We start from the raw sequence: 14417 nt of genomic DNA, 5'->3' as shown, positions 1-14417 counted from the left end.
GCTTTTTTAGTTCGCCAGATTTGCTTCTTGCCTTCTGCCTACTGCCTGAGGAAAACCGCCAATGCTTGGACGCTTGAATCATGTCGCGCTTGCCGTGCCCGATCTGGCCGCGGCAACGGCCGCCTACCGCGATACGCTCGGCGCGCGATTGAGCGAGCCGCAGGCGCTGCCGGAGCATGGCGTGAGCGTGGTGTTCGTCGATGTCGGCAACACCAAGATCGAGTTGCTGGAGCCGCTGGGCGATGCCTCGCCGATCGCGGCGTTCCTGGAGAAGAATCCTTCGGGCGGCATGCATCATGTCTGCTACGAGGTCGACGATATCCTGGCTGCCCGCGACCGTTTGAAGGCAAGCGGCGCGCGCGTGCTGGGCGACGGCAACCCCAGGACGGGCGCGCATGGCAAGCCGGTGCTGTTTTTGCATCCCAAGGATTTCTTCGGCACGCTCGTCGAACTGGAGCAGGCATGAACTGGATTTTGTTCGCCGCGCTGTTCTTCGTCACCTGGTGGCTGGTGCTGTTCGTCGTTCTGCCGTTCAGCCTGCGCACGCAGGACGACGATCAGGATGTCACGCTTGGCACCGTTTCCAGCGCGCCCCGCGGGCCGCATATGCTGCGCGCCTTCGTCCGTGCGACGATCGTGACGGTGATCGTTATGGGCATTCTCTATGGTCTCACGATGGGGCTGGGGTTCAGTTTCGACGACATCATGCGGATCATGCCGGACTTCACGCCGGATGCCAGTCACTGACGTTTTGAGCGCAGTTTTCTCAAGTATTGAGCAGCACGCGCGCGCCATGGTTGAGGTCGGAAGCCGGCTTCCGATTTCGGCGGCTAACCATGGCTGATGCTGTTTGGCAGATGGTCGTGCTAAGCAGATGATTGCACAAAAAAAATGCAAGGCACGAGGCCTTGCAATTTAAACGCGTCCGATCCGTTTCCGGTGTCCGGCGGCAGCGAGTTACCGCGCCTAGATCGCATCCTCCCAAGACTTTGACCGCGTAGGAGAGCAGATTTTTCTCCGCCCTCTCGGTTATCGGCGCACACTAGACCAACGCAGGTGAAAATGTCACGAAGAATTTTGCCTCGAAACAGGCAATATCGTGCTGCACTGCACAATAGTGCGGCAGGGCTTGCTTGTGAATCGATCAAATAGCCATTTGCGGCATTTAGCAGCTAAAATCGCCTTTTTTGGTAAGGTGCGGAAGGGTCCGATACTTTGGGGCACTCGGGTTTCCATTCGGCCATGAAATGGCTATGAAGCCCGGGCAAGCAGCCTCGGTTGCGCCGATTCCCCGCTGCCATCTTCATTCACGGACCAGTCCATGCGTTTGTCGCGCTACTTCCTGCCCATTCTCAAAGAAAATCCCCGCGAGGCCGAAATCGTCTCGCACCGGCTGATGCTGCGCGCCGGCATGATCCGCCAGCAGGGACAGGGCAGCTTTTCGTGGCTGCCGCTGGGCAAGCGCGTTTTGGACAAGGTCTGCCGGATCATTCGCGAGGAACAGGACCGCGCCGGCGCGCTGGAGATCCTGATGCCGACCATCCAGTCGGCGGACCTGTGGCGCGAAAGCGGCCGTTACAACGACTACGGCAAGGAGATGCTGCGCATCAAGGACCGCCAGGATCGCGACATGCTCTACGGTCCGACCAACGAAGAGATGGTCACCGAGATTTTTCGCGCCTACGTGAAATCCTACAAGGACCTGCCGCTCAACCTCTACCATATCCAGTGGAAGTTCCGCGACGAGGTGCGCCCGCGCTTCGGCGTGATGCGTTCGCGCGAGTTCCTGATGAAGGACGCCTATTCCTTCGACCTCGATTTCGAAGGCGCCAGGGCGGCCTACAACCGGATGTTCGTGTCCTACCTCAGGACGTTCACGCGCATGGGCCTGCAGGCCATTCCGATGCGCGCCGACACCGGTCCGATCGGCGGCGACCTCAGCCATGAATTCATCATCCTGGCCGAGACCGGCGAAAGCCAGGTGTTCTGTGACCGCGCCTATCTGTCGCTCGACGTGCCGGGCGCGAACACGAATTTCGCCAACGACGCCGAGATCGGCGACATCGTGAAGACGTGGACGACGCCTTATGCGGCGACCGACGAGATGCATGACGAAGCGGCCTGGGCGAAGGTCCCCGAAGGCGACCGGCTCTCGGCGCGCGGCATCGAAGTCGGCCATATCTTCCATTTCGGCGAGAAATATTCCAAGCCGATGAACGCCAAGGTGACCGGTCCCGACGGCAAGGATCACTACGCCTCGGGCGGCTCCTACGGCATCGGTCCGTCGCGGCTGGTCGCGGCGATCATCGAGGCGAGCCATGACGAGAACGGCATCGTCTGGCCGGAAGCGGTGGCGCCTTTCGACGTCAGCCTGATCAACATGAAGGTTGGCGACGCGGAATGCGACCGCGTCTGCGACGAGCTCTATGCGGCGCTTAACGCAGCCGGCAAGGACGTGCTCTATGACGACACCGACCAGCGGCCGGGCGGCAAGTTCGCCACCGCCGACCTGATCGGCCTGCCGTGGCAAGTGATCGTCGGCCCTCGCGGCGTGGCGGCCGGCGAGGTCGAGATCAAGAACCGCAAGTCGGGCGAGCGCGAAACGCTGCCGATCGCCGAAGCCAAGAAGCGCCTGGGTACCGCCGCATGAGCGAGGCGGCGGCAGCGGCCAGATCGGGAGCGGGCGCTTTCTCCGGGTTCGAACGCATGGTGGCGTGGCGCTACCTGCGTTCGCGCCGCAAGGAGACGGTGATCTCGGTCATCGCCTCGATCTCCTTCCTCGGCATCATGCTGGGCGTCGCGACGCTGATCGTTGTCATGGCCGTGATGAACGGTTTCCGCGCCGAACTGCTGACCCGCATCCTCGGCGTCAACGGCCATCTCATCGTGCAGCCGCTCGATTCGCCGCTGGAGGACTACGCCCAGGTGGCGAGCCGCATCAACGGCGTCGCCGGCGTCAAATACGCAATCCCGCTGATCGACGGCCAGGTGCTGGCGCAGGGCAATGTCGGCGGCGGCACCGGCGCCTTGGTGCGTGGCATCCGCGGCGAGGACCTCGGCAAGATCTCGATCGTCGCCAGCAACATCAAGCAGGGCACGCTCGACGGTTTCGATGCCGGCGAAGGCGTGGCGATCGGCAAGCGCATGGCGGAGAGTCTCGGGCTGGTGCTCGGCGACACGATCACGTTGATTTCTCCCGACGGCGACGTCACGCCGCTCGGCACCACGCCGCGCATGAAGGGCTACAAGGTGGCGGCGATCTTCGAGGTCGGCATGTCGGAATATGACAGCTCGATCGTCTATATGCCGTTTACCGAAGCGCAGCTTTATTTCAACATGGACGGGCGCGCGCAGACCATCGAGATCTATGTCGATAATCCCGACAATGTCGACGCGCTGAAACCGCTGGTCGAGCAGGCGGCGCAGCGACCGGTCGATCTCGTCGACTGGCGCCAGCGCAACGAGACCTTCTTCTCGGCGCTGCAGGTCGAACGCAACGTCATGTTCATGATCCTGACGCTGATCGTGCTGGTAGCGGCGCTCAACATCATTTCCGGCCTGATCATGCTGGTGAAGGACAAGGGCCACGACATCGCCATCCTGCGCACGATGGGCGCCTCGCGCGGCGCGATCCTGCGCATCTTCCTGATGACGGGGGCGGCGATCGGCGTCACCGGCACGATCGCCGGCGTGCTGCTTGGCGTCGTGATCTGCCTCAACATCGAATCGATCCGCCAGTTCTTCTCCTGGATGACCGGCAGGATCCTGTTCAATCCCGAGCTCTATTTCCTCAGCCAGCTGCCGGCGAAGATGGACCCGCGCGAGACGACCTATGTCGTCATCATGGCGCTCAGCCTGTCGTTCCTCGCGACGGTGTTCCCGGCCTGGCGTGCCGCCCGGCTCGATCCCGTCGAAGCCTTGAGGTACGAATGATGGCCGAGGCCATTATCGAGCTGAGGGGCGTTGAGCGGCACTACGTTCAGGGGCCGCGCAAGCTCACCATTTTGAACGGCGCCGACTTTTCGCTCAGGCGCGGCGAAATGGTGGCGCTGGTGGCGCCGTCGGGCACCGGCAAGTCCACCCTGCTGCACACGGCGGGGCTGCTGGAGCGGCCCGATGCGGGCGACGTGATCCTCGCCGGCCGCGCCTGCGGCCGGCTGTCCGACGACGAGCGGACCGCGATCCGCCGCAACGATGTCGGCTTCGTCTATCAGTTCCATCATCTGTTGCCGGAGTTCTCGGCGCTCGAGAACATCATGATGCCGCAGCTGATCAAGGGGCTCGGCCGCAAGGAAGCATCCGAGCGGGCGGCACAGTTGCTCGACTATATGCAGATCGGCAAGCGCGCGCAGCACCGGCCGGCCGAGCTTTCGGGCGGCGAGCAGCAGCGCGTGGCGATCGCGCGCGCGGTCGCCAACGCGCCGCTGGTGCTGCTAGCCGACGAGCCCACCGGCAATCTCGATCCGGTCACCGCTTCCTATGTGTTCGATGCGCTGGAAGCGCTGGTCAGGCAGTCGGGCCTTGCGGCGCTGATCGCCACCCACAACCATGAGCTCGCCTCGCGCATGGACCGGCGGGTGACGCTGGCCGAGGGCAAGGTGGTGCCTCTGTAGGAGGCGTGCCTGCCCAGCGTCGTTATCCTAGGGCGAAGCTCCGCGAAGCGGAGCGCAGACCCTAGGATTCTGCGCGCGTCGCTTCGCTCCTTGCTTCGCCCTGGAATGACGAAGCGATGGGCGTGCTGGCCAATCGCCAAGGCAGCGCCTGCTCACGCAGCGACCCCTCGTCAACCTTTCCTTAACCCTGCCCAAAGGGACCGCCCGGATTCGTTCCGGCGTGTTCTCGACAGTCGTTGACATTCGAACAAAATTAGAACAAACTGCGAACATACTAACAACGGAGAGAGTTATGTCTGATCTGGTTCAGGATGTCGTCTCGCTGGTTTGCATGAGCACCTTCCTTGTTTCCATGGCGATTTGGATCGGCGCCATGTGATCAGGCGGCCTTGCCGCTGCACGGGACGGGCAAATGCCCGCCCGTTGTTCGGGCGGGCAAGGGCTCGCCCTGGGACGGGCAAGAGCCCGCCCTGGGACGGCAAGAGCCCACCTGGGATGGGCAAGGGCCCACCCGTTGTTAAGTCTTTCTTGGCCGCGCTGCCGCTAGGCTGCTCCTTCAAGACAGGAGCGAAGACAGTGTCGGTCATCGTCACGGTCACCCTCGTGGCCGGCAATCTTGGACTGATCTTTCTTTTGATGACCGTGCCGCTCGGATTGTGCACGGTGACGGTCAGCCGTGTGATCAAGGCCGACCGCGATCGGCTCTGGCAGGCGCTGTGGCCGTTCGGCAGCGATGCCGGGTGGTCGGGCGAAATTCTTTCCGCCGCGCCCCTGGATGGCGAGGGGACGGCGCTGATCCGGCTCTCCTGGGAAGGCCGGGACGGCCGGCCGATCGAACGCAAGGCGCGGTTCGAGGATGTGAGGGACGGAAGCCACTTCTCGATGGCGGTCGTCGAGGACACGGCGCTCGATCCGTCGTTCTGGGCGAACTATCGCGAGACCGCGCAGCTCGTATCCGAGGGCGATGCCACGCGGGTCACCCTTACTCAGACCGATCGCTATCGCGGCGTCGCGTTCCTGATCTTCCGCTTCTTTGCCATGCGCCGCGAACTGAGCAAGCTGGAGACCTGGGCGGCAACCGGCAAATACCGCAAGGGCGGCTGGTTCGAGCACCCGCTGAGCCAGATCGGCTTTGCCGCGCCTTCATCCTGTGGCCGTTCTTCGGCCTCAACCTCGGTGGATTCGCGCTGGCCACGATCCTGACTTCGGTGGTTGCCCTGCACGAGCTCGGTCACATGGCGGCCTTCCGGCTGACGGGCCATCGCCGCGCGCGGATGATCTTCATTCCGCTGCTTGGCGGCATCGCCATCGGCGGCAGACCTTACGACAGCCGCTTCGAGGTTGCCTTCGTGGCGCTGATGGGCGCCGGCTTTTCGGCTTTCCTGGTGCCGGTGCTGATCGCCGCCAGCGGCTTCGCCAATGGCGAAGGACATCGCTTGGCCGCCATGCTGCTGGCCACGCTTGCCGGCTGCGCGTCGCTGTTCAACATCGCCAATCTGGTGCCGGTGTGGAAATTCGACGGCGGTCAGGTGCTGCGCCAGATATGCCCGGGTCCGGCGGCGCTCGCGCTGGCGTCCTTCCTGCTGCTGTCGGGCCTACTTGCTCTCGGCTGGCTGGCGGGTTTCACCCCGAGCTTCCTGCTCATAGCCGGCGCGGTGTTTTCGATCCTCAGCCTGATCACCATGGGCAGCGGCGTGAAGCCGCGTCATGAGCTGAAGCCGATCAAAGCTTTCGACCGGCTGGCGATGGCCGGCGCGCTGCTCGCGGTGTTTGCCATCCACGGCTACGGCATGCTCTGGGCGTCCGCCCAGTTGATGTAGTGGGGGGCTCAGCCCGCCTTTCGAGCAAGTTCGGGAACCGGCACCGCCGCGGGGCCAAATACGTCCTCGAAAGCGGATTTCAGCGCAAGGTCGAGATCGGCCATGGTGACCGGCAGGCCAAGGTCGACAAGGCTGGTCACGCCATGGTCCGAGACGCCGCAGGGCACGATGCCGCCGAAATGGGAAAGCTCCGGTTCGACATTGATGGCGATGCCGTGAAAACTCACCCAGCGCCGCAGCCGGATGCCTATTGCCGCGATCTTGTCTTCAGCGGCCGAGCCGTCCGGCAGGGTAGGGCGATCCGGCCGCACCACCCAGACGCCGACGCGGTCCTCGCGACGCTCGCCGCGCACATTGAAGGCAGCAAGCGTGACGATGATCCATTGTTCGAGCGCGGCGACGAAGGCGCGGACGTCCTCGCGCCGGCGCTTCAGGTCGAGCATCACATAGGCCACGCGCTGTCCCGGCCCATGATAGGTGTATTCGCCGCCACGGCCGGCCGCGAACACTGGGAAGCGATCAGGCTCGATCAGGTCTTCGCTGCGGGCGCTGGTGCCGGCGGTGTAAAGCGGCGGATGCTCGACCAGCCAGACCATCTCGTTGGCGCCGCCGCTGCGGATCGCCTCGGCGCGCGCCTCCATGACGGCCAGCGCGTCCGGATAGGACGTAAGCCCGGGTTCGATCACCCATTCGACCGGCGCCGAACCGGGCATGGGCAGGAACGACGTGGCGATCTGGGTGCGTTCTGTCATGAAACTCTCAGTCTTCGACCACACATGCCGCTGTTCCAAACCGCCTTACGCAATTTAGGCGACATGCATTTGCCAATCATATGGCGGCAATCGGCTGAAACGTCCAGTTCCGCCGCCACCTCGCCGGTCTGAGGAGCATTGTGGCGGCGGCCCACGATTATTCCGCACGGCGCACTTGTTTCGCCGGAAACGATTTGCTACAGGCCCCGGGCCGGACGGTTCCGGCTCCTACCACGTGCGGTCGTGGCGGAATTGGTAGACGCGCAGCGTTGAGGTCGCTGTGGGGCAACCCGTGGAAGTTCGAGTCTTCTCGACCGCACCATTCCCCCCTTGCGATAGTTGATATCAATGGGCACGCCGAGTGCTGGCCAAGCGATTGAGCTCAGCCAGTTCAGATGGCATCCGGAAATGCTGACCGTTCGGCGTGTTCAACGAACTCGAGAGCCTGACGCCTGCGTGTTCCGACGGGTCATCGTCTGACCCTTTGCTGCGCTTCCATCGACGGACCACTTGGTTGTGCAGATTACGGCGGCATCAGCCGAAATTATGGACTTTTGCTGTTCGCGAACCGATAGGATCGCAGATTTGTATTCCTCGCTGTCCGTGAAGTCGAAGTGCGGCTCGTAGACTCCCATTTCGGCGAAGGCGAGCTTGTGATCGAATGCCGCCACTTCCTTTAGCAATCGGTCATAGATTGTTTTCTTATCCGAGTAATCGGAGCGCAAGATCGCAATCCTATTCTCCTCAAATCTTGCATCTACGGTCAGGCGAGCTACCTCGGCTTCCATATCCATTATGGGTTTGTACCTTGCCTCCATTCGATGGATCTGCTCCGCGTGCAAAGCCTCACTCTGTAAAGCGATCTTACGCTCATTTCTGATCTGAAAGAATTGCCATATTGCTACTACTAACAGCGCGGGGCAAAGAGCCACGGCTGCCATAAGGACATTGATAAGCATGCGAAATTCTCCCCCAATATGCTTCCTGTCCCTCTACAGGGACGCGCAGTATTGATTGTCGATCAATGGCTTTTTTGAAGAAGGGCGAGCTTTTTGGTTCTTCCTGCAGACGAGACTCTGAAGCTATCGTCTCGCGCCAATCTACAATCGTGAACGACATGCGACTCTTCCGCCACGATATACGCGAATTTATAGCGGCAATGGACAGGGCGCTGTTGTTGCGAATTTTCCGAAAGGCGCGATGCGTAGGCGCTTTTCCGTCAATGCGGTTGAGGTCAAGCTGCGCAAGAACGCCTGTTCCTCACGCTACGACGCAGCGTTAGTAACTGGTAGCCGAAAGTGCGACGCTACAGATTCCAGTCTTGGACAACGACGGTAAGGACCTGAGCTACCCGGTCCAGCCCAAGCCTGCCGAGATGCAGTTGATCGACACAAGCAGGGCATCGGTCGCCCGCTTCTGATCCGCCGTGCCGGTGTTTGCCCGAACTTCACGCAGCAGATCGACCTGCAGCCGGTGAATGTCGTCCATCAGTCGCCGCAGATTGTCGAAACGCCGCTTGAACATCGGAAAGCGCGCGGAAAGATCGCCGCCCGTCAGGTCGCCGATCAGGCGTCGCGTCAACTCGTATTCGGCGGCGATGCGGGAATAGATCCGCCCAGCCGCATCGCCGTCGGACACGAGGCCGGCGTAGAGCCGCGCGATCTCCATGTCGGACTGGTAAAGCGTCTTCTCGGCCTCGTCGACGATCAGGCGGAAGAAGCGCGAGTGCTCGAACATGCGCGCCAGGAGGTCGCGCCCGGCCTCGCCGCGCACCGTGACGAAGGAGCTCAGCGCGCTGCCGATGCCATACCAGCCGGTCAACAGGTGACGGTTCTGGCTCCAGGCGAACACCCATGGAATGGCGCGCAGGTCGGCAATGCCGCTGGCGCCGAAACGGCGATCCGGCCGCGAGCCCATTTTGAGCAGCGCCAGCTCGGCGACCGGGCTCGCCTGGTTGAAATAATCGAGAAAGCCGGGCTCGGCGATCAACGCGGCATAGGATGCCTGCGACATGCCCGCCAGCGCTTCCAGCGCCTCGTCGAATTCCGGCGTTTCCCTCGTCCCGGCATCGCCAGGCGATCCGGCGCTGTGGGCCAGCACGCCGGCGGCGAGTATCTCGAGCTGGTTGAGGCCGGTGCCGCGATTGGCGAATTTCGACGAAACGACCTCGCCCTGCTCGGTCACCCGCATGGTTCCCGCTACCGTGCCTTGCGGCTGTGCCGCGATAGCCCGGCCGGTCGGCGCGCCGCCACGGCTGACGGAGCCGCCGCGGCCGTGGAAAAAACTGATCCCGGCCTTGTGCTTGCGGCCGATGGCGGCGAGGCGCTTCTGCGCCTTTGCCAGTTCCCAATTGGAGGCCAGGAAACCGCCGTCCTTGTTGGAGTCTGAATAGCCAAGCATGATTTCCTGGCGCGCGCCGAAATCCCGCACCGTCCGCCGCACCAGCGAAACGTCGAGCAATCCGTTCAGGATGCCGGGGGCGGCTTGTAGATCGGCGATGGTCTCGAACAGCGGCACGATCCGCAGCCTGATCGTGCGGTCGCTACCAAGACCGGTCGAAAGTCCGCAATATTGCGCCAGCAGATAGACCGCAAGCAGGTCGTCGGCCGAGCGCGTCATGCTGAGAACGAAAGCGCCGACACCATCCGCATCCGCGCTGGAGATATGCTCTCGGATAACCGCGAATGTCGAAAGCAGTTCACCCGCTTCAGGCGAGAGCCGGCCTGGGTCGATCTCCAGACGTTCGCCCTGGCTGAGGGCCGCGCGAATGCGCGCCGACCATTGCGGCGTGCCGGCTGCGACCGGATCGGCCGGATTTGTCAGCGCAAACAACTCGGCCAGCACCCGGTTGACGACGGTGGAATTTTGGCGCATGTCGAGCGAGACCGTGCGGAAGCCGAAGCTCCCCACTTGCCAAAGCAGAGGCTGGACGAAACGCCTGGCGACAGCACGCCCTCCAATCGCGTCGAGCACTGAAGACAAGGCGTTCAGATCGGCTCGAAACGCCTCTGCCGAAAGATACGCCACCGCACCGCCGTCTCGCGTCGCCACCAGCCGGGCAAGCGAGGCCGAGGCGAACTGGCGAAGCGGCTCGTCCGGGTTCCGGGCGGCAATCTCCTGCGCCTGTCCGCTTTTCTCGAGCGCCTTTTGCAGCAGCGGTTTGAAGCTGGCCGGCAGGCCGATGACGTTCGAGCTGGCGCTGAGCACCGTCACCAGCCGCTGCACCTGCGTCAGATACCAACCTATGGCGGTGTTGCGGTATTCGGCCATGGCATGGGCGGTGACCGCGGCCGTCACGTTCGGATTGCCGTCGCGGTCGCCGCCGATCCACGAGGCATAGCGCATGAAAGAGGGAATTCTGATCGGCTTTCCCGGGTAGTGATGCTCGAAGGCGCCTTGAAGCTTGCCGTAGAGCTGCGGCGTCGCCTCGAAGATGACCTCGCGAAAGAAGTGCAGGCCCCAGGCGATTTCGCCTTCGACCGTCGGGCGCTCAAGTCGCAGCTCGCCCGTCATCCAAAGGAGCTCGATCTCGCTTTCCAGATCGGCGACCAAAAGGTCGCGCTCGCGTGGCGCCCAGCGCGGCTGGTCGAGCTCAGTCAACTTGCGATAGATGCGGCGGTGGATCTCCAACACCGTGACGCGTTTGGCCTCCGTCGGGTGCGCGGTCATCGTCGGGCCGACGCAAAGCTCATCGAGCGCCGCCTGGACTTGCTCTGCCGAGCGCCCGTTCGCCGCCATCTGCGCGATCACGCTGGCGAAGGACCCGGGCACCTCGTCGACACCAGCACCTTGCTCGAGTTCGCGACGTGCCCGCATGGCAAGCAGCTCGTCGGCGATTGTCAGCAACTGGAACCATACGCCGGTCGCCTGAAGCGCTGGGATGCGCTGCTCGGCGGCAAGCGAGACAAGCGACCTGCGTCCGTTCAGAACCGCGGCGATCTCGGGCTCGCGCGCGCTGGCGACCTGAAGCAGCAGGCGCAACAAAAGGCTGCGCTCGTCCTCGCGAAACTTGATGCGCCTGCTCTGTTCCAACCGCTGACCCATCCGCATCGATTGTCGCATTGGCGCCCCCCTCAAATCGAAGGCGGCGCCGGCTGTCAGGCGACCTGGTCGGGGACCGGGCGACCCTCGAAGAAGGCGGTCAGGTTCTCCACCACCTTCATGCCCATCGCCACCCGCGTCTCCTCGGTCGCACTGCCGAGATGCGGCAGCAGCACGACGTTCTCCAATTGCTTGAGTGCCTCCGGAACCGCCGGTTCGTCGGCAAAGACGTCGAGACCCGCCCCGGCGATCTCGCGCCTCTCCAGCGCGCCGATCAGGGCATCCTGGTCAACGACGTCGCCACGCGCCGTGTTGATCAGGAACGCGCCGCGTTTCACCAAGCGCAAGCCTCGAGCATCGATCAGATGGCGGTTTTCCACACCGCCCGGACAGTGGAGCGACACGAAATCGGACGCCGTGAGCACATCGTCCAAGGTCGGCATCTGCTCCGCGCCCATGGCGCGCGTCTCCTCATCATCCACCGGCGACCGGTTGAAGAACACAATCTTCATGCCGAAGCCGAAATGCGCGCGCCTGGCTGTCGCCTTGCCGATGCGCCCCATGCCGACAATGCCCAGGGTTTTGCCAGACACCTTCGCGCCGGCCATGTGAGTCGGCGACCAGCCAGGCCACTCTCCGGCCCGCAGCTGTCGTTCGCCCTCGCCGGTCCGGCGCGCGACAGCCAACATCAGGCTGAGCGCAAGGTCGGCGGTGCAATCGGTCAAGACGCCCGGCGTGTTGGTCACCACGATGTCGCGTTCGCTGGCCGCCGCGACATCGATGTGGCTGAAGCCGACGCCGAAATTGGCGATGATCCGGGTACGGGCGGCGCCCTCGGGAAATACCGCGCCAGGCAAACGGTCGCTGACCGTTGCCAGGATCGCGTCAAAATCGGCGAAGGCCGACGTCATTGCGGCAGGGCTGAGCGGCGTATCGCTGGCGTTAAGCGTCGTGTCGAAGCGGTCGGAGAGGATCGCTTCGACGGCCGCCGGCCATCTCCTGGTGACAATCAAACGCGGTTTCATCGAATTTCCTGCCGTTCCATGGGCAGCGGTCATGCCGCTTTCTTCGTCCGCGCCAGCGTGTCGGCCACGACCTCGCCGAACGAGGCAGGGGTCGGCACGATGACGACACCGGCTTCCTTCAGGATCTCGACCTTTTCCTGCGCCGACTCGCCGAAGGCCGAGATGATGGCGCCGGCATGGCCCATGCGGCGGCCTTTCGGCGCGGATAGGCCGGCGATGTAGGCGATCAGCGGCTTCCTCATATTGTCGCGCGCCCAGATCGCGGCTTCGGCTTCCTGCGGGCCGCCGATCTCGCCGATCATCACCACGGCGTCCGTGTCCTCGTCACGCTCGAAAAGCTGCAGGATGTCCTTGAAGGACGAGCCGTTGATCGGATCGCCGCCGATGCCGACGCTGGTCGACACGCCGATGCCCAGTGCCTTCATCTGCGAGGCGGCCTCGTAGCCGAGCGTGCCGGAGCGGCCGACGATGCCGACGCGACCAGGCAGATAGATGCTGCCCGGCATGATGCCCATCAGCGCCTGTCCCGGCGTGATGACGCCGGCGCAGTTCGGGCCGACCAGCCGCATGCGGTCCTCGAAGCGGTAGCGGCGCATGTAGCGCTTGACCTGCATCATGTCCTGCGAGGGGATGCCGTCGGTGATGCAGACGCAAAGCTTGATGCCGGCATCCGCCGCCTCCATGATCGAATCGGCGGCGAAGGGCGGCGGCACGAAGACGATGCTGGCCTCGGCGCGGGTTTCGCGCACCGCGCCCTTGACGGTGTTGAAAACGGGCAGGCCGAGATGCGTCTGGCCGCCCTTGCCGGGGGTGACGCCGCCGACCAGCTTGGTGCCGTAGCGCTTCATGTCGTCGGCATGGAAGCTGCCGATCTTGCCGGTGAAACCCTGAACGATGACGCGCGTGCTGCGGTTGAGCAGGATTGCCATTTGTCGACCTCCCTCAGGCTGCTTTTTTGTTCTTGGTGGCCGCGCGCCAGGCGGCGACGGCCTTTTCGGCCGCTTCGGCCAGCGTGTCGGCGACGATCACCTTCTCGCCGGAATCGGCCAGGATCTTGCGTCCTTCCTCGACCTTGGTGCCTGAGAGCCGCACCACCAGCGGCACCTCGACGCCGACCTCGCGGATCGCCTTGATGACGCCCTCGGCCACCCAGTCGCAGCGGTTGATGCCGGCGAAGATGTTGACCAGGATGGTCTCGACTTGTCTGTCGCCGAGCACGGCGCGGAAGGATTTCGCCACCCGCTCGGGCGAAGCGCCGCCGCCGATGTCGAGGAAGTTGGCAGGCTCGCCGCCGGCGATCTTGATCATGTCCATCGTCGCCATGGCCAGCCCAGCGCCGTTGATGATGCAGCCGATATTGCCGTCCAGCCCGACATAGGAAAGGCCGCGGTCGCTGGCGAAAGTTTCGCGCGGATCTTCCTGGCTCTTGTCGCGCAGTTCGGAGATTTCCGGCCGGCGGAACAGCGCGTTCTCGTCGAACGACATCTTTGCATCGAGCGCGACGAGGCTGCCGTCGCGCGTCACCACCAGCGGGTTGATCTCCAGCATCGAGGCGTCGTAGTCGCGGAACACCTGGTAGCAGCCGAGGATTGTTTCCGTGGCCTTGCCGATCAGGCTGCTTTCAAGCCCGAGGCCGAAGGCGATTTCGCGCGCCTGGAAGCCTTGCATGCCGACGCCGGGATCGACGGTGGCGCGGATGATGGAATCCGGTTTCTTTTCGGAGATGTCCTCGATCTCCATGCCGCCGGCGGCCGAGGCCACGATCATGACGCGCTCTTCCTTGCGGTCGAGCACAAAGCCGAGATAGAGTTCCTGCGCGATGTCGACGGCTTCCTCGAGATAGAGGCGCGAGATCAGCTTGCCGCGCGGGCCAGTCTGGTGCGTTACCAGCTTGCGCCCGAGCATGCCCTCCGCCGCGTTGGAGATTTCCTCATCATTGGAGCAGAGTTTGATGCCGCCGGCCTTGCCGCGCGCGCCGGAATGAACCTGCGCCTTCAGCACCCATTTCGAGCCACCGATCTCGCGCGCCCGGTAAGTCGCCTGCTCGGGGCTGTAGGCAAGACCGCCGCGCGGCACATGCACGCCGTGACGGGCCAGCAGTTCCTTGGCCTGGTATTCGTGAATGTCCATCATGTCCTCCCGGTAAATTCTTAATGCCTTAATGCG

Annotated in this window: 13 protein-coding genes and 1 tRNA gene; 8 read left to right on the top strand and 6 right to left on the bottom strand. The window is 63.5% G+C overall.

Annotated elements, in window-relative coordinates:
- Window positions 1-61 precede the first annotated feature (61 nt).
- The 7 genes from mce to F3H96_RS30985 all read left to right on the top strand — a co-directional run bounded on the left by mce (window position 62) and on the right by F3H96_RS30985 (window position 6433).
- The gene (gene mce, locus F3H96_RS06890) at window positions 62-466 is read left to right on the top strand and encodes a methylmalonyl-CoA epimerase (protein ID WP_149791198.1); all 405 of its coding nucleotides are present in this window, start codon (window positions 62-64) and stop codon (window positions 464-466) included.
- Complete coding sequence (locus F3H96_RS06885) at window positions 463-747, top strand: DUF1467 family protein (RefSeq protein ID WP_149791197.1); 285 nt, start codon at window positions 463-465, stop codon at window positions 745-747. Before mce ends, F3H96_RS06885 begins: the two co-directional genes overlap by 4 nt.
- A gap of 574 nt (window positions 748-1321) precedes the next feature.
- On the top strand, window positions 1322-2650 hold the full coding sequence (proS, locus tag F3H96_RS06880; protein WP_149791196.1) for a proline--tRNA ligase: 1329 nt from the start codon (window positions 1322-1324) through the stop codon (window positions 2648-2650).
- A complete protein-coding gene (locus F3H96_RS06875) occupies window positions 2647-3933 on the top strand; it encodes a lipoprotein-releasing ABC transporter permease subunit (RefSeq protein ID WP_149791195.1) in 1287 nt (428 codons plus the stop codon). The genes proS and F3H96_RS06875 overlap by 4 nt, the downstream gene beginning before the upstream one ends.
- Window positions 3930-4613 carry an ABC transporter ATP-binding protein gene (locus F3H96_RS06870; protein ID WP_188131312.1) on the top strand — a complete coding sequence of 228 codons (684 nt, stop codon included), beginning with the start codon at window positions 3930-3932 and terminating at the stop codon, window positions 4611-4613. Before F3H96_RS06875 ends, F3H96_RS06870 begins: the two co-directional genes overlap by 4 nt.
- 576 nt (window positions 4614-5189) lie before the next feature.
- Window positions 5190-5816: an SRPBCC family protein gene (locus tag F3H96_RS30990; protein WP_244619930.1), complete on the top strand. Its 627-nt coding sequence runs from the start codon at window positions 5190-5192 to the stop codon at window positions 5814-5816.
- A gap of 5 nt (window positions 5817-5821) precedes the next feature.
- Window positions 5822-6433 (top strand): hypothetical protein, encoded by a 612-nt coding sequence (locus F3H96_RS30985; protein WP_244619929.1) that lies wholly within the window; start codon window positions 5822-5824, stop codon window positions 6431-6433.
- Window positions 6434-6441: 8 nt separating this feature from the next.
- Here the strand turns inward: F3H96_RS30985 and lipB are convergent, their stop codons facing one another.
- Window positions 6442-7185, bottom strand: coding sequence for a lipoyl(octanoyl) transferase LipB (lipB, locus tag F3H96_RS06860; RefSeq protein WP_149791193.1), 744 nt, complete (start codon window positions 7183-7185; stop codon window positions 6442-6444).
- A 237-nt stretch (window positions 7186-7422) separates the two neighbouring features.
- Here lipB and F3H96_RS06855 point away from each other — a divergent pair.
- A tRNA-Leu gene (locus tag F3H96_RS06855) sits at window positions 7423-7507 on the top strand.
- 106 nt (window positions 7508-7613) lie between these two features.
- Here the strand turns inward: F3H96_RS06855 and F3H96_RS06850 are convergent.
- The 5 genes from F3H96_RS06850 to F3H96_RS06830 all read right to left on the bottom strand — a co-directional run bounded on the left by F3H96_RS06850 (window position 7614) and on the right by F3H96_RS06830 (window position 14381).
- Window positions 7614-8144 carry a hypothetical protein gene (locus F3H96_RS06850; RefSeq protein WP_149791192.1) on the bottom strand — a complete coding sequence of 177 codons (531 nt, stop codon included), beginning with the start codon at window positions 8142-8144 and terminating at the stop codon, window positions 7614-7616.
- A gap of 388 nt (window positions 8145-8532) precedes the next feature.
- On the bottom strand, window positions 8533-11247 hold the full coding sequence (locus F3H96_RS06845) for a phosphoenolpyruvate carboxylase (protein WP_244619928.1): 2715 nt from the start codon (window positions 11245-11247) through the stop codon (window positions 8533-8535).
- A 35-nt stretch (window positions 11248-11282) separates the two neighbouring features.
- Entirely contained in the window at window positions 11283-12251 is a 969-nt protein-coding gene (locus F3H96_RS06840) for a D-glycerate dehydrogenase (RefSeq protein ID WP_149791191.1), read from the bottom strand.
- Window positions 12252-12280: 29 nt separating this feature from the next.
- The gene (gene sucD, locus F3H96_RS06835; protein ID WP_140689771.1) at window positions 12281-13180 is read right to left on the bottom strand and encodes a succinate--CoA ligase subunit alpha; all 900 of its coding nucleotides are present in this window, start codon (window positions 13178-13180) and stop codon (window positions 12281-12283) included.
- Window positions 13181-13193: 13 nt separating this feature from the next.
- On the bottom strand, window positions 13194-14381 hold the full coding sequence (locus tag F3H96_RS06830; protein ID WP_149791190.1) for a malate--CoA ligase subunit beta: 1188 nt from the start codon (window positions 14379-14381) through the stop codon (window positions 13194-13196).
- Window positions 14382-14417 lie beyond the last annotated feature (36 nt).

Origin of the sequence: Mesorhizobium sp. NFR06, from assembly GCF_900115245.1 — a bacterium.
Taxonomy (GTDB): Bacteria; Pseudomonadota; Alphaproteobacteria; order Rhizobiales; family Rhizobiaceae; genus Mesorhizobium.
The sequence above is the reverse complement of the archived record's forward strand: the minus strand, read 5'-3'. Positions and strand labels throughout refer to the sequence as shown.

Coding starts and splice junctions, on each gene's coding strand:
- proS (WP_149791196.1), top strand. CDS start 1,322: ATGCGTTTGTCGCGCTACTTCCTGCCCATTCTCAAAGAAAATCCCCGC.
- F3H96_RS06850 (WP_149791192.1), bottom strand. CDS start 8,144: ATGCTTATCAATGTCCTTATGGCAGCCGTGGCTCTTTGCCCCGCGCTG.
- sucD (WP_140689771.1), bottom strand. CDS start 13,180: ATGGCAATCCTGCTCAACCGCAGCACGCGCGTCATCGTTCAGGGTTTC.
- F3H96_RS06870 (WP_188131312.1), top strand. CDS start 3,930: ATGATGGCCGAGGCCATTATCGAGCTGAGGGGCGTTGAGCGGCACTAC.
- F3H96_RS06885 (WP_149791197.1), top strand. CDS start 463: ATGAACTGGATTTTGTTCGCCGCGCTGTTCTTCGTCACCTGGTGGCTG.
- lipB (WP_149791193.1), bottom strand. CDS start 7,185: ATGACAGAACGCACCCAGATCGCCACGTCGTTCCTGCCCATGCCCGGT.
- F3H96_RS06830 (WP_149791190.1), bottom strand. CDS start 14,381: ATGGACATTCACGAATACCAGGCCAAGGAACTGCTGGCCCGTCACGGC.
- F3H96_RS06845 (WP_244619928.1), bottom strand. CDS start 11,247: ATGCGACAATCGATGCGGATGGGTCAGCGGTTGGAACAGAGCAGGCGC.
- F3H96_RS06840 (WP_149791191.1), bottom strand. CDS start 12,251: ATGAAACCGCGTTTGATTGTCACCAGGAGATGGCCGGCGGCCGTCGAA.
- F3H96_RS06875 (WP_149791195.1), top strand. CDS start 2,647: ATGAGCGAGGCGGCGGCAGCGGCCAGATCGGGAGCGGGCGCTTTCTCC.
- mce (WP_149791198.1), top strand. CDS start 62: ATGCTTGGACGCTTGAATCATGTCGCGCTTGCCGTGCCCGATCTGGCC.